Genomic DNA, 19,116 nt, shown 5'->3' on the forward strand with positions numbered 1-19,116 from the left:
TGGGCGAATGTATCGAGGCCGACCACATCAAGCGTTCTAAAGGTGGCGCTTTTCGGCCTGCCGATCAGCGGTCCTGTGATCGAATCAACCTCCCCGACCTGATAACCGCCTTTCAGCATTTCTTGGACTGTCACGAGAAGGCCGTAAGTCCCGATTCGGTTTGCGATAAAGTTCGGTGTGTCCTTTGCTGTAACAACGCCTTTCCCGAGGACATTTTCTCCGAAAGCTGTCATAAACTTTAAAATATCAGGATCCGTTTCCTTAATCGGAATGATCTCCAGCAGCTTTAAATAGCGTGCGGGATTAAAAAAATGCGTTCCGAGAAAATGGGCTTTAAAATCATCCGACCGGCCTTCAGCCATTTCCTGCACTGATATGCCGGATGTGTTGCTTGAGACGATGCTTCCAGTCTTTCGATGTTCATCCACAAGAGCGAAAATTTTCTTTTTGACTTCAAGGTTTTCGACAACGACCTCAATAATCCAATCTGCTTCTTTCAGTTTTTCTGCATCATCCTCCAGATTGCCAGGTGTAATATAGGAGGTATTTTTCGCTGATGTGAGGGGAGCGGGCTTTTGTTTCAGCAGTTTTTTCATCGCCTGCCGGCTCAGCCTGCTGCGCACCTCCGGACTGTCCTTCGTCAGCCCCCTTTTTTCCTCTTCCTTTGTCAAATCGTTCGGCACAATATCTAGCAGCAGGACAGGAATTCCGATGTTAGCCAAATGCGCCGCAATCCCGGAACCCATTACCCCCGATCCTAAAACGGCTGCCTTCCGAATGTGTTTGTGCATGAGATATCCCCCTTGAACATTGAATGAATAGTCATTCATTTTTTTACCAAAAAAAATGAAACCCGTTTCTTCTTTCATCTTAAAAGATTTCCGGTTCGACTTCAATAGCTAATTTGTTATTTTTTTGTATGAAGCCTATAAAAGTCGGGCAACTTAAGCCCGGAGGTGAAGGGAATGGTACGAGAGAAAAAAAATCCGTCTTCAGCGGCAGTCAGCGCGGCGAGCGTAAAGGGAGATGCCGGTCCGACTCAGCATTACGGCGGCGGAAAACGGACAAGTCAAAATCAGCAGTATAAAAAACATAACATGGAACAATCATAATGCAGCTGCTTCCCGCGGCTGCTTTCACTTTTTCAAAATTCCTTTTAACACAAACGCTGCATTGGCAGGCCGTTCGGCAATTCTTCTCATAAAGTAGCTGAACCAGTCCGTTCCATATGGGACATACACACGCATTCTGTAGCCTTCCTTGGCGAGTTCCTTCTGACGCTCCTGCCTGATGCCGTATAGCATTTGAAACTCAAATTGCGACGCGGGGATTTGATGTTCGGCGACGAGCTGTTTCGTAAATGCAATGATGTCATCGTCATGTGTGGCGACAGCCGTGTAGTTCCCGCTTAACAACTGCAGCTTTATTAAGCTCTGAAAATGAAGGTCCGTTCCTCTTTTGTCGGGAAACGCTACGGCCGCAGATTCTTTATAAGCGCCTTTTACAAGTCTGAGATTCGGCTTTAAGTCCCGCATCTTTCTGATATCTTCTGCCGCCCGGTACAGATACGCCTGAATGACCGTGCCGAGCTTCTCAAATTCCTGTTTGCATTGCCTGTAAATAGAAAGTGTCTGTTCATAATGGGAATAGTCTTCCATATCAATGGTAACAGCAACATCATATTGCTTCGCAACGGAAAGAATGGCGCGCAAATGAGTAAGAGCAAGTTCTTCTGAAAGATCGAGCCCGATTGAGGTCAGCTTAAGTGAAAGCTCTGAGTCCAATTGATGTTCGGCAATGGCTTGAATGGCTTTCTTGCATTCCTCTGCGACTTGGTTTGCTTCTTTTTCCGAAGCTGCATACTCGCCTAAATAATCAATTGTTGCACACAAACCGGATCTGTTTAGCCTTTTGACGGTCTTAACCGCCGATTCAATCGTATCCCCTGCGACAAACCTTCGTGCTCCAAGCCGCGTTCCGTATGCTTTTGCGAACTTGGTAAGTGTTTTATTTTGAGATAAGAATAAAAACACATGTCTCAACATCCGACTCCCTCCCGCCGTCATCTTCAAAACCCTGTATATAACTCCCAGTCTGAAGGAAACTATAAAATGAACAGAAACCAAAGGAGGATCACAATGGATAATCAGCAGCAATCTCAAATGCCGCCTTCCGTTATTTCTACAAAGGATCATTTGTATCTCAATGACATGCTGAACTGGAATTTGCTCGCGATGAAAAAAGCGCATTTCATGGCGCAGCAGTGCCAGGATCAAACGTTAAAGCAAGAACTCGACCGCGTCGGACACATGCATCATGATCACTATCAAAGAATATTAAAGCACCTGCAGCCAGGCCAGCAGCAGTCCGGCTACATCCAATAAGGAGGCGCCAGAATGAATCAGCAAAATCAAAAAATCAGCAACCCGCAGACACCTGTACCGACAACATCGGAAATGAATGACAGAGATTTCGTCAACGAATTGCTGACAACCGAAAAATACATGACAACAGCTTATTGCACTGCTTTGCACGAATTCAGCCACGAGTCTCTTTATCAGGATATTCAATCCATTTTTGATGAGTCACAAAAAGCGCAAAGAAAACTATATGATCTCATGTTCCAATATGGATGGTATTCTGTTGAAGCGGAGGATGCACAAAAGCTGCAGCAGTCCTATCAAAAATTCCAGCAGACCATTCAGCAGCAGTCTCCTTATCAGCAATAACAACATTAGTAAAAAGGATACGATGTTCTTTCGGGCATCTATCCTTTTTTTGTGTAAAATCAGTTGACTTTTCATTTACGCTTATTTATATTTAATAAGCATTAACTATTTTGTCATTAAAATATATATACAGTGTATGTAACAGAGGGGAAATGAATATGAAGAGTGCGGATCAGTTAATGTCCGATATTCAATTATCGCTTCAGGCGCTCTTTCAAAAGATACAGCCTGAAATGCTAGAAAGCATGGAGAAACAAGGTGTCACCCCAGCGCAGCTGTTTGTGCTGGCCAGCCTAAAGAAACACGGCAGCCTCAAAATTTCTGAAATTGCCGAGCGTATGGAGGTGAAGCCAAGCGCGGTGACGCTGATGGCAGATCGCCTTGAACAAAAAAATCTTATCGCCAGAACACACAACACAAAAGACAGGCGAGTGATTGATCTCAGTCTTACTGACGAAGGAGACAGAAAGTTCGAGGAGGTTTTGGCAGGCAGAAAGGCCATTATGGCGCGCTACCTTTCCTTTTTGACGGAGGAGGAAATGCTGCAGGCGGCGCATATTACAGCAAAGCTCGCACAAGCAGCAGAAACGGATGAAAAGCAAAACATGAAAAGAGGAAACGGATGAAAATGAGTAAAGAAGGCAAACAATCAAAACGAACGTTATTAATAACAGGCTTAATTATTGCCATGTTTTTTTCAGCCCTTGACGGTACTATTGTCGGAACGGCCATGCCGAAAATTGTCGGTGATCTGGGCGGTTTGAGCATGATGACCTGGCTGACAACGGCATATTTGTTAACATCAACAACCATTGTTCCAATTGCCGGTAAACTGGCTGATTTATTGGGACGCCGCATTGTCTATGTATCAGGTTTAATTATTTTCATGGCAGCTTCTGCTTTGTGCGGAATGGCCAACAACATGACGGAATTGATTATCTTCCGTGGACTGCAGGGAATCGGCGGAGGCATCATGATGCCGATGGCGATGATTGTCATCGGTGACTTGTTCACAGGAAAACAGCGTGCTAAATTCCAAGGTGTCTTTGGCGCAATTTACGGGCTGGCTTCAGTGATTGGGCCGCAAATCGGCGGCTGGATTGTAGACTCGTTAAACTGGAAATGGGTTTTCTATATTAACCTGCCAGTCGGAATTATTGCGGTTATTTTTATTGCCAGGGGATTACAGGGACGCCAGCAGACTGGGCCGATCAACTTCGATATCGCTGGTATTTTCACAATGATTGTGGGTGTGGTCAGCCTCCTGCTCGCCTTAAGCTTTGGCGGAAAAGATTATGCATGGGATTCATGGCAGATTCTTGGGTTGTTCGCTCTCGCACTGATCGGCATTGTCAGCTTTATCATCGTAGAATCAAAAGCAAAAGAGCCAATCCTGCCAATGTATTTATTTAAAAACAGAACATTTACATTTCTAAACTTGATCGGCTTCTTTATGAGTATCGGTATGTTTGGCGCCATTACGTTTGTTCCTTTCTTTATGCAAGGAATTGTCGGTGTAAGTGCGTCTGAATCGGGTACAATTATGACACCGATGATGATTTCTATGATTATCACAAGTATCATCGGCGGACAGCTTGTTTATAAAATCGGGATTAAACCGCAAATCATTGCAGGCATGCTGGTTATGGCCGGCGGATTCCTGCTGTTAACGACATTGGATCTCGACACGAGCAAGCTTGTCGCTACATCTTTTATGGCGATTATTGGTCTGGGAATGGGTCTTGTTATGCCGATTCTGACATTGGCTTTACAGGAAAGCTTTTCGAAGGAGGAGCTTGGAGTTGTCACTTCATCCAGCCAATTCTTCCGTTCTATCGGCGGAACATTCGGCATTACCATGCTGGGAGCCGTAATGAATGCGAGATCAGGAAATCTATTAACAGATAAATTGGTTCCATATTTAGACTCTCTTCCGGCACAGGCAAGCTCGTTTGCCGCCCAGCTAAAGGGTATGATTGATACAAATCCGCAAGGGCTGCTGCAATCACTGTTCAGTCCGGACGCGGTCAAACAAATCCCTGCGGCTTTCTCATCCCATATTGTGCCGATTTTAAAAACATCGTTGATGGATTCGCTCCACAGCGTGTTTTATACGGGCCTGATCTTTATCGCAGTCGGTGCCGTATTCACCTTGTTCTTAAAACCTATCAAGCTATCAAATAAGAAAACGGAAAACCAACAAGAAAAAGAGAAAGCGGCAAAAGCCGTTGAATCACCTTCCCATTAATAGAGCACCCCGCGGGTATCAATCCGCGGGGTTTTTTATTCAATCATCTGGGCTCTTCCATTTCCGAAAGACCAATCCTCAGCCTGATTTCCGGCCAGCATGATAAACACATCTTCTTTTCTGACACCAAGCTCGGAATGAATCCGGCTCGCGATTGAGCGGTATAGTGCTTTTTTCTGTTCGGTTGTTCTTGACTGTTTCAGTGTAAAATGAATGTATATCAGTTCATCAGTTCGCTCGACTTGGAGATAAAATGGATCATAAAAAAATTCGCTTTTTTCATATTGTCTGATGACTTGAAAATAGTCATCTTCCGGCACATTGATTTCTTCAATCATCGATTTGTGGATAGTCCTGCTCAGTTTTTGAAGCCACGCTTCGCTTCTTCCCGACCGTAAATGAATCTGTACAAATGGCATCTCCCTGCATCCCTTTCTTTACAGCGTCTGTCCGCTGTCAATTGTGATAATTTGGCCTGTGAGTGATTCCTGTTCAACTAATGAACAAATTAATTTGGCAACCTCCTCTGGTTCAGCAATACACTGCAGCGGCAAAGAGCCAATCATGCTTTTCATTTTTTCTTCCCGGCCAGCCCACCATCTCGTTGCCACAGCTCCTGGTGCTACACCGCTCACTCTGATTTCAGGCGCTAAGGCGTGAGCCAATGACTTCGTTAAACCGTGCACCGCCGATTTTGATACTGCGTAAGGCATAGATGAGCCCGCACCGGTTAACCCCGCGATGCTGCCGACGTTTACGATCGTTCCAGCCTTGCTTTTCTTCATGAACGGAGCCACTGCCCTCGCACAGAAAAACATCCCTTTCACATTGACTGCGTACAGCTCATCCCAGACGTCTTCTGTCGCAGCCTCAAGATCATCCATTGGAATATGCCGTGTAATGCTGGCATTGTTGACTAAAACATCAATCGGGCCGTATGTTTTCACGATTGTTTGAACCATATCCTGCACGTCGCTGTTTTTGGATACATCTGCTTGGATGGCGAAGGCTTGCCCGCCAGCTTTTCGAATCTTTTCCACTGTTTCCTCCGCTTCTGATTGCGAGCGTGAATAATTCACCGCCACAATCGCCCCGCGCTTTGCCAATTCCATACTGGCTGCTTTTCCGATTCCTGTGCCGCCCCCCGTTACGAGAGCTATTTTGTTCAAGACATTCATTGCCGCCACTCCTTGCTGTTGACTAAAGTATATTTCTGATTCCATTGTAATCCAGCTTTGATGTTACGTATAATGATTGTTAAAGATACTAGATATCACTTAGATTGATAGCAAACGAACGGAGGAGTTCAAAATGGAAAGCGGAGATTTACGTGTGTTTCAAATGGTAGCTCGTGAAGGAACCATTACGAAAGCAGCCCTGCAGCTTGGCTATGTACAATCGAATGTCACGGCCAGAATTCAGCAATTGGAAGCTGAGCTGGGTACCACACTGTTTTTGCGCCATAATCGGGGCATGACACTTTCTGCAAGCGGAAAATTGCTGCTGGACTACGCAAATAAAATTATCGGCCTGCTTGATGAAGCGTCTAAAGCGCTCTCATCCTCCGCAGAACCAAGCGGGCCGCTTATGATCGGCTCCACTCAGACAACCGCCGCGGTAAGGCTTCCAAAGCTTCTGGCATCTTATTATGAAGAACATCCAAACGTCCAGCTATCTTTAACAACAGGACATACGCAATTTCTCCTTGATAAAGTTCTTCGTTATGAATTGGATGGCGCGTTTATCGGATGCGAATGCCATCATCCTGAGCTCGAATCCTATCCTGCGTTTGAGGAAGAACCAGTAGTTGTTTCGGCTGCCTCCGTGCCCGATGTTGAGGAAGCCATCACAAAGCCGATTCTCGTTTACAGCACAGGCTGTTCGTATCGAGAAACACTTGAAAAATGGCTGCGTTCCGTCGGTGTCACACAGCCGGTCATTATGGAATTTGGGACGCTTGAAGCAATTATCGGCGGGGTTACAGCAGGTCTTGGCATCTCGTTGCTGCCAAGAACGGTTGTGCAGAAACATGAAGCAGAAGGATCAATTCGATTGTACCCGCTGCCTGAAGCGCTCAGCCAGATGAAAACAGAGTTTATTGTTCGAAAAGATTCGTTTATCAGCAGCGCGCTGAGAACCTTTATGGATTCCTTTACGCCAGATAAAACGGCTGAATCACAAAAAAGCAGTCTGCTATAATGTACAGACTGCTTTTTGGCTATTGTTTGTTTCGATGCGCTTCATTTAATTCCTTAATATGCTGAATGATCTCTTTAATGCCCTGCTTTGCGTCGGGGTATGTCGCATTCCAATGCTTAGCGAGCGGAGGCATGCTCTTGGCTATATGCGTGTACAAAATCCATTGCTTCACTTCTTCTTTTAGCTCATCGTTTGTCTCACCAAGCAGAAGCTCAGTATACTTCTCCAGCAATCCATCCAGCTGCTCCTGAAGTTTTTGTTCCATTTTCCATCTTCCTTTCAAAAAAAACAGCAAGGAGCTTTCTCAATTGAAAGCTCCTTCGCTGCGTTATTTATCCATGTGATGTGAAAGCCGCTTCCTGGACAATGCATCTGCCCCTGCCATGAGGAATGCAAAGAGGCGTTCCGAAGAGCGGGTCCTGTGTAACCTGACAGTTCATAGAAAACACATTTTGCACAAGATCACAAGTGATGACCTCTTCCGGACGGCCTTCTGCATAAATCCGTTTGTCTTTTATGGCCACAAGATGATGTGCATAGCGGCACGCCAAGTTTAAGTCATGGAGAACCATAACAATCGTCCGGTCTTCCTTTTCATTCAGCTCAAACAGCAAATCAAGAATTTCAATTTGATGCGTCATGTCTAAATACGTCGTCGGCTCGTCAAGAAGGATGATATCCGTTTCCTGGGCAAGCGTCATCGCGATCCAAGCCCGCTGGCGCTGTCCGCCTGACAAAGAATCAACGGCACGGTCAGCCATGTCCTCAAGCTTTGTTGCTTTAAGCGCTCTTTCAACTGCTTCCTCATCCTCTTTTGACCACTGCTTCAGCCAGTTTTGGTAAGGATATCTTCCTTGCTTCACCAGCTGATGCACCGTCAGCCCCTCAGGAGCCGAAGGACCTTGGGGCAGGATTGCGAGCTCTTTTGCGACTTCCTTCGTCGGAAGCTTGGCAATCGCTCTTCCTTCCAGCAGCACTGAACCGCCTCTCGGCTTCATCAGGCGCGCTAATGAACGTAAAAGTGTCGATTTTCCGCAGCCATTGCTGCCAATAAATACGGTAATTTCACCTTTGGGAATTGTTAAATTCAACTCATCAATAATAACGGCATCCCCGTATCCTAAGCTCAGCGTTTCTGTAGAAATTGCACTCATACCCATAACCGCTCCTTTTTGCTGGCTTTTTAGCAGCACTATGTATTGCACGTTTTCTATATACATGCTTTTAAGTCAATTGTCATCAATGCAAGTGATTCCGATATTCAGCCATTTGATATGGTCATATATCCCTCATTGTAGCAGAAAACACTGACTTTGAAAATCATTTTCAATTAGTTTTATGGACATAATTGACGTTTATGGGTTTTTTATCACAAGATTACTTCTTGATTTCTCTGATGGAGCCGTCCTTCAGCTTCAATTTTAAATCGATATGATCATAATGACTGTCCAGATTAAATGCTGCCAGCACACTGTGTATCACTTCTGTTTCAGCCATTTGGTCTGTCACGGAAAGCTCGCTCAAAATCATTTTCATCTCATCCAATGCTTCTTCTCCCTCCTGATTGACACCGGAGAGCTTATCCTGTATTTCCGCTTTTTCCTGAGTCCCGTTCTTTGTATAGATTCCTTCATAACGGTTATGCTCACCATCCCCGTAGCTCACACGAAGCGAAAAATTACTGTAGGGAACGGACTTCAGCTGGGTGACGGCTGTATTTTCTCCTTCTGCCTGCTGCTGGTCTTCATTGAAACGGCAGCCCGCAATCAGAACCACTGCGAGACATACAGCCCCGGCTGCTCTGATCAAATGCATATGTTTCCCCCCTGTAGGATTCCATTTATTTTAGGTATATCCAGAGAATGAAATCCTCATTCAGAGAAGAATTGAAAAAGCCGGGGCATTTAACGCCACGGCTTGGTTCTTTAAGATTCGGTCATTTGTAAAAAGGTTTCGGCGTCACGCACAGCCAGCTTGATGGCATTCTCCCAGAAATCGCGCTTTGTGATGTCAGCGCCCAAATGCTTCATCGCCAAATCCTCCACTGTCATAGAAGCCGTATCGCGCAATAGCGCCATATACTTCTCTTCGAATGCATTTTTTTCTTCAAGCGCCAGCGCGTAAATGCCAAGAGAAAACAGGTAGCCGAATGTATAAGGGAAATTGTAAAACGGCACCCTCGTGATGTGAAAATGAAGCTTTGATGCCCAAAAAAGCGGATGATATTCTTCTAACGCATTGCAGTATGCCTCTCTTTGCGCCTCTTCCATCAGCTCATTCAAGCGGCTGGCCGGTACCACTCCCCGCTTTCGTTCCTCGTAGAATCTCGTTTCGAATAGAAATCTTGCGTGAATGTTCATGAAGAACGCAACGCTTCTTTGCACTTTATCCTCCAGAAGAACAAGCTTTTCTTCCCTCGTCTCGGCCTGCTGGACAGTCGCGTCCGCCACTATCATCTCTGCAAACGTTGAAGCTGTTTCTGCAACGTTCATGGCGTAGGAACGGTTTAACGGCCTGACGTTGAGCATTGCTTCCTGATGGAACGCGTGCCCGAGTTCATGCGCAAGGGTAGAGACATTTGAGGCGCTTCCCGAAAATGTCATGAAAATCCGGGATTCCCCGCTGTCCGGAAAACTGGTGCAAAAGCCGCCGACTCTTTTTCCGCTCCTGTCTTCCGCCTCAATCCAGCCGTCCCGAAACGCTTTTTCAGTGAATGAGGACAGTTTTTTGCCAAACGTTGAAAACTGGCTGGTAATGATATTTGCGGCTTCATCATACGAATAGACCTTTCCGTCAGAACCGATCGGTGCCTCGACATCGTACCAGCTGAGTTTTTCAAGGCCGAGCATGGATGCTTTCCGGTTCAAAAACTGAACGAACGGCTTCTTGTTTTCAGTGATGACCTGCCACATCGTATCAAGTGTTTCTTTTTTCATCCTGTTAATTTGCAGCGGTTCCTTCAGGACATTCTCCCAACCGCGCGCTTTATAGGTTTCAAGCCGGAATCCCGCCAAATGATTCAGCGTGCTGCTGAAAATATCTTGCTTACTCTCCCAAGCTTGGCGGAAACGTTCATATACTGTTTTTCTGACAGTACGGTCTTGATGGTCCATCATATTCTCCGCCTGACCGACAGACAATTGCTTGTTTTCACCGTTTTCCTCATACGGGATCGTCATTTTCCCGACAATCATATTGTATAAGTCACTCCAAGCGTGATATCCGTCCACCGCAAGGTTCCCGATCAGTTTTTCTTTACCGGGGCTAAGCTTTTCGGCAACCCTCTGTCTTCTTTCATTTAATATGTAAGAAACATCGCGCAATCCCGGTTTTGTTAACAACCTATTCCACACTTCTTGATCAATGTCCACAAGTTTATGATCTAATGTAACGAGCGACGATTGAAAATCTGCGGAAAGCCGGTTCATGAGTGCCTGATGCTCTATAGCCTTTTGATCATTGATATTCTGGGCCTGAAGACAGGCAACAAACGCGCCGGCCTGCTGAAGCTTGACGGATGTCTGTTCGAATAAATCAAGCAACGCGGTCAGCCCTTCAGCCTCTTCAGGCGATTCAGGCACCTGAAACGCATCAGTCCTGTCTTGAAATGCACGCAGACTTTGTGACAGCTTCTCAATATAACCTTTGAATTCTTCCGATTGGCTCCCGCCCTTAAAAAATGAATCAAGATCCCATCTTTGGCCTACCCCTTGCAGCGCCATATCACAAAACCCCTTTCCTTCTTTCGTTCTATTATAGAACAATTCTGAATTGTTGTATAAAAATTTCTTTTTACAGGCGTCATCTCCTGTTCAGGATAGTACAATAGCTGTAGCCGTTTAATAGGAGGTATAGGATGAATAAAAAAATAGCCATCGTAACAGGAGCGTCCAGCGGCTTCGGTCTGCTGGCAGCTGTAAAGCTTGCCCGATCATTTTTCGTGATAGCCACATCAAGACAGCCTGAAAAAGCGGAACAGCTTCGAGAATTGGCTGCAGCACACAATGTGTCTGATTCTATTCACATTACAGCTCTCGATGTCACCGATGAACAATCTATAGTCTCATTCGGAAAAGCCATTAGTGCTTACGCCCCGATCGACTTACTCGTTAACAACGCCGGAACGGCTTATGGAGGATTTATCGAGGATGTGCCGATGGAACATTTCAGAGAACAATTTGAAACGAATGTCTTCGGTGTGATCCATGTGACAAAAACCGTTCTCCCTTACATAAGAAAGCATGGCGGCGCAAAGATTATAAACGTGAGCAGCATCAGCGGACTGACCGGATTCCCAGCGCTGTCGCCATATGTTTCTTCCAAGCATGCATTGGAAGGTTTTTCTGAAAGCCTGCGTATCGAGCTGCTTCCGTTCGGTATCGAAACCGCTTTGATCGAGCCGGGCTCATACAAGACATCGATCTGGTCAACGTCATTATCAAATTTTATGTCGGTGCCTGCTGACGATTCAGCCTATCATCAATACTATAAAAAGATCCTTTCCTACGTTGAAAAAAACGGAGAAGAAAGCGGAGATCCCCAAGAGGTTGCCGACCTCATTTATCAATTGGCAACAAAACAGCATATCAAGAAATTGCGATACCCGATCGGAAAGGGCATCAAGCTCACCCTGCTGTTCCGATCGCTTTTTCCTTGGTCTGCGTGGGAGTCTATCCTGAAGAAAAAGCTATTCAGCTGATCTAAATTATAATTATTATAATTTAGTATTGATTTTTATTTAGTATATGATATAATTAAGTCAACAGATCACAAGGAGGACGTTATCTTATGAAAACTGAAAATGCAAAAACAAATCAAACATTAGTTGAGAATTCAATGAACACACAATTATCAAACTGGTTTCTTTTATACTCTAAGCTCCACCGTTTCCATTGGTATGTGAAAGGGCCTCATTTCTTTACATTGCACGAGAAATTTGAAGAACTTTATGACCATGCGGCTGAAACAGTCGATACCATCGCTGAGCGCCTGCTGGCGATTGGCGGACAGCCTGTTGCCACAGTGAAAGAATACACTGAGCATGCATCTATCACAGACGGCGGAAACGAAACATCAGCTTCAGAAATGGTACAAGCATTGGTAAACGACTACAAACAAATCAGCAGCGAATCTAAATTCGTGATCGGCCTGGCTGAAGAAAATCAAGACAATGCGACAGCGGACTTGTTTGTCGGATTAATTGAAGAAGTTGAAAAACAAGTGTGGATGCTTTCCTCTTACTTAGGATAAAAAAAGCTGAACCCTATTTGGGTTCAGCTTTTTGTTTTTTTCTTAGCTTGAACTGCTTTCTGTCTGCTTGGTCAGTGTCGCGTTCAACGTTTTCGTTTTTCCCTTTCGCAGCACTTGGATTGTTGTTTTATCTCCGACTTTTAAGTCTTTGTAAAGGATCTGACGGATATCCGCACTGCTTTCCACGTCTTTACCGTTTAGTTTGACAATGACATCCTCAGATTTAATACCTGCTTTTTCTGCCGGCGAATTTGCTTGAACTTCTTTTACATAAACACCTTTGCCCAATTGATCTCCAAACAGGCCGAGCGTATTTTCCTGATAGGTTTCAGGAACTTGTGACATGTCAATCATCTGCACGCCTAAAAACGGACGGTCCACCTTCCCGTTTTGCAGCAGCTGGTCAACAATCGGCTCGACATCATTGCTTGGGATCGCAAATCCAAGTGATTCCACGCCGCTTTCGCTCACCTTCAAGCTGTTGATGCCGATGACCTGGCCGCTTGCATTGATTAATGGGCCTCCGCTGTTCCCCGGATTGATCGCTGCATCGGTTTGCAGCACGTTCATTTCCACCGTCCCTTGTGTTGTATCCACATCAATTGTCCGGTTCAGTCCGCTAATGATGCCTTGTGTCACCGTACCGGAAAACTGCTGTCCGAGCGGGTTACCGATAGCGATTACCTTTTCGCCAGTGCGCAGCTGTGAAGAATCACCAAAGCTCGCCACTTTTTTGACGTTCTTGCTGCTGATTTCCAAAACTGCCAAATCAGTAATGGTATCGCTGCCGACAAGCTTGGCAGTTTCCGTTTCTCCGTTGTATAGCGTAACAGTCAGCTTGTTCGCGCCTTCAACGACATGGTTGTTTGTAATGATATACGCTTTATCGCTGTCTTTTTTGAAAATAACACCTGACCCGGTTCCGCTTTCACTTTCTGAGCTGGAGCCTCCTCCCGTGCCGAATGTGTTATTTTGAGAGGTTTGGATATTTGAGATTCCGACAATCGTAGGCTCTAAATCCTCTACCATATCAGCGATGTTTGATGCGTTCGTTATCGGCGCCGTTGTAAAATTATCAGACTGCACTTGTTTATTTGCGGAAGCGGTCTCGGTCGCCTGATTTTGGTCTGACGGCAGATAAGGCGCGATGCCAAGCATGAGGCCCCCGCCGATAATACCGCCTAAAATCGGGCTCAGCCATGCGGCTCTCCGTTTCTTTTCTTTTTTCACAGCCGTTTCTTGCTTTTCCATTTCTAAAGCAGAAGCCGTTTCCTGCCGTCCCGCTTCATACGACACAGGCGCGTCAAGCAATTCTTGTTCAGAATGTCCAATCAGCTTCTGGTTTTCTGTATTCTGCTGTTCTGTATGTGAAGGTTCAGTTTGATGTTGATCGTTTTGGCCATCACGTCGATAATCCATGTTTTTACACTCCTTTAACGGTTATTCATTTATCGTTACATATTCATCGCATGTACAAGTTCAATTGTCCCAATAATGAGGAGAAAAGCAAAGCACCAAAATAGAATATGTTTGATCATCCTACATCTTCCTCGCTCTTTTTCTCTTCCTTTCTTCCCTTATACATATCATAAACAAACATTGTGGGATAAAAATGAAAAGAATATGTGAAATTATGAAAATTGCCTGCCGTATGTTAAAACTAGTTTATAATGACGTTGAAAGGATGTGAAGAGCCTTGTCATACACCATTTATCTAGTTGAAGATGAGGATAACCTGAATGAACTGCTGACGAAGTATTTAGAGAATGAGGGCTGGAACATTACATCTTTTACGAAAGGTGAAGACGCCAGAAAGAAAATGACACCGTCTCCCCACCTATGGATTCTCGATATCATGCTGCCGGATACCGACGGCTATACATTAATAAAAGAAATCAAGGCGAAAGATCCTGACGTGCCGGTCATTTTTATTTCCGCCCGAGATGCGGATATTGACAGAGTGCTTGGCTTAGAGCTTGGCAGCAATGACTACATTTCCAAGCCGTTTCTGCCGCGGGAGCTGATTATCCGTGTGCAAAAGCTGCTGCAGCTCGTATATAAGGAAGCTCCTCCTGTCCAAAAAAATGAAATTGCCGTCTCCTCGTATCGGGTTGCTGAAGACGCCCGCGAGGTTTATGACGAAAACGGGAATATCATCAATTTGACGTCAAAGGAATTTGATCTGCTGCTATTATTTATCCATCATAAAGGGCATCCATACTCTCGTGAGGATATCCTCCTAAAAGTGTGGGGACATGACTACTTCGGAACAGATCGGGTCGTTGATGATCTCGTCCGGAGACTGCGCAGAAAGATGCCTGAATTGAAGGTGGAGACGATTTACGGTTTCGGCTACAGGATGATGTCATCATGAAAAACAAGCCGCTCGCGTTTCAGATATGGGTTGTCATATCCGGCATCCTGTTAGCGATATCGATTTTACTGCTTGTGTTATTTTCAAACACGCTGCGAGATTTTTTCACTAATGAAACGTATACGACGATTGAAAATGAGCAGCATGTGCTGACAGAGTACCGCCTGCCAGGTTCGATTGAAAGGCGCTATTACAGCGAGGAAGCGACGGCGCCGACAACTGTCCGCTCCGTACAGCACGTGCTCCTTCCTGAAAATGAAGAGGCTTCTTCAGACAAGGATTTAAGCATTCTGTCATCTTCATTTATCCACAAGGTGTACAAGCTGGCTGATAAGCAGGAAGCTAAAAAGAAACGTTACAGCGCCGACGTCAATGGAGAGAAAGTGTTTTTTGTCATTAAAAAGGGACTTTCCGTCAATGGACAATCAGCGATGATGCTCTCTTACGCGCTTGATTCTTATCGGGACGATTTGGCCTATACCTTGTTCAAACAGCTTCTGTTTATTATAGCTGTCGTCATTTTATTAAGCTGGATTCCGGCTATTTGGCTTGCAAAGTATTTATCAAGGCCTCTTGTATCATTTGAAAAACACGTCAAACGGATTTCTGAACAGGATTGGGATGACCCAGTAAAAGTGGATCGGAAAGATGAAATCGGCAAATTGGGCCATACCATCGAAGAGATGCGCCAAAAGCTTGTGCAAAAGGATGAAACAGAAAGAACTCTATTGCAAAATATCTCTCATGATTTAAAAACGCCGGTCATGGTCATCAGAGGCTATACACAATCAATTAAAGACGGGATTTTTCCTAAAGGAGACCTTGAAAACACTGTAGATGTTATTGAATGCGAAGCCCTTAAGCTGGAGAAAAAAATAAAGGATTTATTATATTTAACGAAGCTGGATTATTTAGCGAAGCAAAAAGTGCAGCACGACATGTTCAGTATTGTGGAAGTGACAGAAGAAGTCATCGAACGATTGAAGTGGGCGCGGAAAGAACTATCGTGGGAAATTGATGTAGAAGAGGATATTTTGATGCCGGGCGATCCGGAGCAATGGAACAAACTCCTCGAAAACATTCTGGAAAATCAAATCCGCTATGCTGAGACAAAAATAGAAATCAGCATGAAACAAGATGATCGAAATATCGTGATCACCATTAAAAATGACGGTCCGCATATTGAAGATGAGATGCTCTCCAGCCTCTATGAGCCTTTTAATAAAGGGAAGAAAGGCGAATTCGGCATTGGTCTAAGCATCGTAAAACGAATTTTAACTCTTCATAAGGCATCTATCTCAATTGAAAATGACAAAACGGGTGTAACGTACCGCATAGCAGTGCCAAAATAGACTGTAGATGTTTTGCAGTCTATTTTTTTATGTGAAAGAATAGCCGTTAAAATCTCTGTAATTTGTTTTGAGCGGCTGTTTGCATTGATGAACCCATTTTTTCTCTGACAAGGTCTGCTTCGGATATTTGACTTTCTCCACTTTGATTCCTCTGTTTCGCAAGCGGCTGATCATTTCGTCCAATTCTCTCATTCTAGATTCACCCTTTCGCTTGAGCTTTGACCATTCGGTCATCTCAATTTATAATATAAATAATACATGATAAAAAAACAAGTTACAATAAGGTTAATTTTATAACAGACGGTGTGACTACATGGTCATATCCTAGCAGGCCTCCGGGCTCCGAAAGGGTGGAACCATTGAAGGAAAAAGAAAAACTGATTATTGAAACAGCCTTAAAACTATTTGCCCAAAAAGGATACAACTCAACATCAGTCCAGGAAATCGCAAAAGAGTGCAAAATATCTAAAGGCGCTTTTTATATTTATTTTCCTTCGAAAGAAGCGCTTCTTCTCTCTATGCTGAACTACTATTATGATAAAACGTTTACCCGAATTTTAAATATTAAAACGAAGGGCGACAGCCCCAGAACGGCTTACCGTAAACAGCTGACCGTCCTCTATGAAAACATTCTTGAACACAAAGATTTTATCAGCATGCAGTTGAAGGAGGGTTCTCTGCCTTACACAGAAGAAGTGGAGCAATGCGCAAAAAAAATCCGCCAGTCCTCACTTCAATTTCATATCGACAGCCTGCTGAACATCTATGGAAAAAAAGCGGAACCGTACACTGCTGAGCTTTGTTTTTTAATAGAGGGCATCAGCCAGATTTACCTGGAATGCATGATTTTGCTCGGGTACACTGTGAAGCCGTCTCAATTAGCTGATATCATTATGAATCGAATTGATGATATGGTAAAAGGCATGTCTGAACGAAACGATAAGCCTTTCATCACATTGGAAGAGGCGAGCTCTTTATTCGGGCCTCTTACGCACGGACGGCCTGACCCGCTGACTGAATCGATTGTGAAAAGCCTACGTGACAAAATTAACAGCTTAAACACAAACTCCTCTCTTGAATTATCGGAGAGCTTGGACATACTTGAAGCAGAAATGAAGAAAAAAACACCGAAGCTGGCGATCATAAAAGGAATGATTCATAATCTGACGGAGTCTGAAGCTCTCGCCAAAGATGCGGAACAGCTTAAATATTTATTAAAACAGCAACATATTTAGAAGAACGGCTGCTTAAAAAGCAGCCGTTCTTTCTTACTATTACGCCTTTGGTTTTACCATGTCTTCCGGCTTAACCATTTCGTTAAATTGCTCCTCTGTCAGCAATTCAAGCTTCAAAGCTGCTTCTTTGAGCGTCAATCCCTCTTTATGTGCAAGCTTGGCGATTTTCGCCGCGTTTTCATAACCGATATGCGGGTTCAGCGCCGTAACAAGCATTAATGAATTTGACAGGTTTTCCTGAATGGTTTCTTTATTAGGCTCAATACCGACAGCACATTTATCATGGAATGAATTCATGCCGTCACTGAGCAGCTGCACAGATTGCAGGAAGTTGTAAATAATAACAGGCTTAAACACGTTCAGTTCAAAGTTTCCCTGACTCGCAGCAAAGCCGATTGTCGCATCGTTCCCCATGATTTGCGCTGCGATCATTGTTAACGCTTCGCTTTGTGTCGGGTTGACTTTACCAGGCATAATGGAGCTTCCCGGCTCATTTTCAGGAATGACGATCTCCCCGATGCCGCAGCGAGGTCCGCTTGCGAGCCATCTGACATCGTTCGCGATTTTCATTAAGTCAGCCGCAAGCGCTTTTAATGCGCCATGCGCATAAGTGATTTCGTCATGGCTTGTCAGCGCGTGAAATTTATTCGGTGAACTGCTAAACGTTTGGCCGGTCAGCTTAGTGATCTCTTCTGAGACAAGCTCTCCAAACTCTGGGTGGGCGTTGATACCCGTTCCGACAGCCGTTCCACCAATTGCAAGCGCACGCATTTTATCTGTCGCTTCCAAAATCATTTCCTTCGAACGGTCCAGCATGTGAACCCATCCGCTGATTTCCTGTCCGAGGGTCAGTGGCGTAGCATCCTGAAGATGCGTGCGTCCGATTTTGACAATATCATTGTATGCTTTTGCTTTTTCATCCAGTGTATTGCGAAGCTGATCAAGCGCCGGCACAAGCTGCTCGTAAACAGCCAAAACAGCGGCAACATGCATCGCCGTCGGGAATGTGTCGTTTGAGCTTTGGCTTCGGTTCACGTCATCATTTGGATGAATCGTTTGATCAGAGTTCTTCTCATTTAATAAAGCAGTCGCACGGTTGGCTACCACTTCGTTCATGTTCATATTGCTTTGTGTGCCGCTTCCGGTCTGCCATACGACAAGCGGGAAGTTGTCATCGTACTTGCCTTTGAGCACATCATCACAAACCGCTGCAATCGCTTCTGCTTTTTCAGCATCCAGATTGCCGAGGCGTTTATTAGCTAGAGCTGTGCTTCGTTTTAATATTGCAAACGCCTTCACAACACGCATCGGCATTTTTTCAGAACCGATCTTAAAGTTCTCCTTGCTTCGCTGTGTTTGGGCGCCCCAAAATTTATCAGCAGGAACTTTTACTTCTCCCATGGTGTCTCGTTCAATTCTGTATTCCATTTATGTATCCCTCCATAACGGTTGCTTCAATAGATCATAATTCGCCAATGACACAAAAAATCCTTTTTATTTTTCGATCTTGGCAGATTTTAATTTTAATTCAAGATATACGCGGGAATCCTTTGAATATTTGTATTTTGGATTCGTCCTTCCGTACTCCTTTGATGTATAAGAGACATCATAATGCTTTTCAAATGATCTAATGAGCTGTTCAATTTCTTCTTGTTTTCCAGCTAGCCTTACCTGTGCCACTTCGTATCCTCCGCTTTCATAAAAAAACTTACTCCATGAAATACTCTAA

At 44.6% G+C, this 19,116-nt stretch carries 22 protein-coding genes and 1 pseudogene; 11 read left to right on the forward strand and 12 right to left on the reverse strand.

Annotated features, from left to right (window positions below):
* Nucleotides 1–791: 3-hydroxyacyl-CoA dehydrogenase family protein (locus MHH82_RS32455; protein ID WP_340970324.1), on the reverse strand; the 791-nt coding region annotated here is incomplete at its 3' end.
* A gap of 174 nt (nt 792–965) precedes the next feature.
* On the opposite strand from MHH82_RS32455, the gene MHH82_RS32460 reads away from it, so the two are divergent.
* Nucleotides 966–1,112, forward strand: a complete 147-nt coding sequence (locus MHH82_RS32460) for a YuzL family protein (RefSeq protein WP_003240817.1) — start codon at nt 966–968, stop codon at nt 1,110–1,112.
* A 24-nt stretch (nt 1,113–1,136) separates the two neighbouring features.
* Here the strand turns inward: MHH82_RS32460 and MHH82_RS32465 are convergent, their stop codons facing one another.
* Complete coding sequence (locus MHH82_RS32465) at nt 1,137–2,045, reverse strand: proline dehydrogenase family protein (protein WP_041333072.1); 909 nt, start codon at nt 2,043–2,045, stop codon at nt 1,137–1,139.
* A 93-nt stretch (nt 2,046–2,138) separates the two neighbouring features.
* Between MHH82_RS32465 and MHH82_RS32470 the strand changes: the two genes are divergently transcribed.
* From MHH82_RS32470 to mdtP, 4 genes are all read left to right on the forward strand, one after another.
* Nucleotides 2,139–2,384, forward strand: a complete 246-nt coding sequence (locus MHH82_RS32470) for a hypothetical protein (RefSeq protein WP_003228567.1) — start codon at nt 2,139–2,141, stop codon at nt 2,382–2,384.
* A 12-nt stretch (nt 2,385–2,396) separates the two neighbouring features.
* Nucleotides 2,397–2,729: a spore coat protein gene (locus MHH82_RS32475; RefSeq protein ID WP_003222766.1), complete on the forward strand. Its 333-nt coding sequence runs from the start codon at nt 2,397–2,399 to the stop codon at nt 2,727–2,729.
* Between the two features lie 158 nt (nt 2,730–2,887).
* On the forward strand, nt 2,888–3,355 hold the full coding sequence (gene mdtR, locus MHH82_RS32480; RefSeq protein WP_014480800.1) for a MarR family transcriptional regulator MdtR: 468 nt from the start codon (nt 2,888–2,890) through the stop codon (nt 3,353–3,355).
* Nucleotides 3,352–4,977, forward strand: coding sequence for a multidrug efflux MFS transporter MdtP (gene mdtP, locus MHH82_RS32485; protein WP_072175790.1), 1,626 nt, complete (start codon nt 3,352–3,354; stop codon nt 4,975–4,977). The genes mdtR and mdtP overlap by 4 nt, the downstream gene beginning before the upstream one ends.
* A 35-nt stretch (nt 4,978–5,012) precedes the next feature.
* Here mdtP and MHH82_RS32490 read toward each other — a convergent pair whose 3' ends face one another.
* Nucleotides 5,013–5,396, reverse strand: a complete 384-nt coding sequence (locus tag MHH82_RS32490) for a tautomerase family protein (protein WP_033882098.1) — start codon at nt 5,394–5,396, stop codon at nt 5,013–5,015.
* A gap of 18 nt (nt 5,397–5,414) precedes the next feature.
* Nucleotides 5,415–6,155 (reverse strand): SDR family NAD(P)-dependent oxidoreductase, encoded by a 741-nt coding sequence (locus tag MHH82_RS32495; RefSeq protein ID WP_072175789.1) that lies wholly within the window; start codon nt 6,153–6,155, stop codon nt 5,415–5,417.
* 133 nt (nt 6,156–6,288) lie between these two features.
* On the opposite strand from MHH82_RS32495, the gene MHH82_RS32500 reads away from it, so the two are divergent.
* Nucleotides 6,289–7,176 (forward strand): LysR family transcriptional regulator, encoded by an 888-nt coding sequence (locus tag MHH82_RS32500; RefSeq protein WP_015714676.1) that lies wholly within the window; start codon nt 6,289–6,291, stop codon nt 7,174–7,176.
* Nucleotides 7,177–7,195: 19 nt separating this feature from the next.
* Here MHH82_RS32500 and MHH82_RS32505 read toward each other — a convergent pair.
* The 4 genes and pseudogenes from MHH82_RS32505 to MHH82_RS32520 form a co-directional block, all read right to left on the reverse strand.
* Nucleotides 7,196–7,484 (reverse strand): annotated as a pseudogene (locus tag MHH82_RS32505) (YusU family protein).
* 24 nt (nt 7,485–7,508) lie between these two features.
* Nucleotides 7,509–8,336 (reverse strand): ABC transporter ATP-binding protein, encoded by an 828-nt coding sequence (locus tag MHH82_RS32510; protein ID WP_010886609.1) that lies wholly within the window; start codon nt 8,334–8,336, stop codon nt 7,509–7,511.
* A 217-nt stretch (nt 8,337–8,553) separates the two neighbouring features.
* Nucleotides 8,554–8,991: a YusW family protein gene (locus tag MHH82_RS32515; protein WP_014477935.1), complete on the reverse strand. Its 438-nt coding sequence runs from the start codon at nt 8,989–8,991 to the stop codon at nt 8,554–8,556.
* A gap of 110 nt (nt 8,992–9,101) precedes the next feature.
* A complete protein-coding gene (locus MHH82_RS32520; protein WP_072175788.1) occupies nt 9,102–10,898 on the reverse strand; it encodes a M3 family oligoendopeptidase in 1,797 nt (598 codons plus the stop codon).
* A gap of 134 nt (nt 10,899–11,032) precedes the next feature.
* Between MHH82_RS32520 and MHH82_RS32525 the strand changes: the two genes are divergently transcribed.
* On the forward strand, nt 11,033–11,875 hold the full coding sequence (locus MHH82_RS32525; RefSeq protein WP_072173519.1) for an oxidoreductase: 843 nt from the start codon (nt 11,033–11,035) through the stop codon (nt 11,873–11,875).
* Nucleotides 11,876–11,964: 89 nt separating this feature from the next.
* The gene (mrgA, locus tag MHH82_RS32530) at nt 11,965–12,426 is read left to right on the forward strand and encodes a metalloregulation DNA-binding stress protein MgrA (RefSeq protein WP_014477938.1); all 462 of its coding nucleotides are present in this window, start codon (nt 11,965–11,967) and stop codon (nt 12,424–12,426) included.
* Between the two features lie 42 nt (nt 12,427–12,468).
* On the opposite strand, the gene htrB is transcribed toward mrgA, so the two are convergent.
* A complete protein-coding gene (htrB, locus tag MHH82_RS32535; RefSeq protein ID WP_032726833.1) occupies nt 12,469–13,845 on the reverse strand; it encodes a serine protease Do-like protein HtrB in 1,377 nt (458 codons plus the stop codon).
* 277 nt (nt 13,846–14,122) lie between these two features.
* On the opposite strand from htrB, the gene cssR reads away from it, so the two are divergent.
* Entirely contained in the window at nt 14,123–14,800 is a 678-nt protein-coding gene (gene cssR, locus MHH82_RS32540) for a secretion stress-responsive two-component system response regulator CssR (protein ID WP_003228529.1), read from the forward strand.
* Entirely contained in the window at nt 14,797–16,152 is a 1,356-nt protein-coding gene (gene cssS / locus MHH82_RS32545; RefSeq protein WP_003228527.1) for a secretion stress-responsive two-component system sensor histidine kinase CssS, read from the forward strand. Before cssR ends, cssS begins: the two co-directional genes overlap by 4 nt.
* 27 nt (nt 16,153–16,179) lie before the next feature.
* Here cssS and spxO read toward each other — a convergent pair whose 3' ends face one another.
* On the reverse strand, nt 16,180–16,344 hold the full coding sequence (gene spxO / locus MHH82_RS32550; RefSeq protein ID WP_003221681.1) for an anti-adapter protein SpxO: 165 nt from the start codon (nt 16,342–16,344) through the stop codon (nt 16,180–16,182).
* Nucleotides 16,345–16,511: 167 nt separating this feature from the next.
* Here spxO and MHH82_RS32555 point away from each other — a divergent pair, with 167 nt between their 5' ends.
* Entirely contained in the window at nt 16,512–17,387 is an 876-nt protein-coding gene (locus tag MHH82_RS32555; protein ID WP_003243192.1) for a TetR/AcrR family transcriptional regulator, read from the forward strand.
* A gap of 39 nt (nt 17,388–17,426) precedes the next feature.
* On the opposite strand, the gene fumC is transcribed toward MHH82_RS32555, so the two are convergent.
* Together fumC and MHH82_RS32565 are read right to left on the reverse strand one after the other, a co-directional pair.
* Entirely contained in the window at nt 17,427–18,815 is a 1,389-nt protein-coding gene (gene fumC, locus MHH82_RS32560) for a class II fumarate hydratase (RefSeq protein ID WP_019712953.1), read from the reverse strand.
* A gap of 66 nt (nt 18,816–18,881) precedes the next feature.
* Nucleotides 18,882–19,067: a YvzF family protein gene (locus tag MHH82_RS32565; protein WP_003221676.1), complete on the reverse strand. Its 186-nt coding sequence runs from the start codon at nt 19,065–19,067 to the stop codon at nt 18,882–18,884.
* Between the last annotated feature and the right edge of the window lie 49 nt (nt 19,068–19,116).

This window comes from Bacillus sp. FSL K6-6540, from assembly GCF_038007545.1.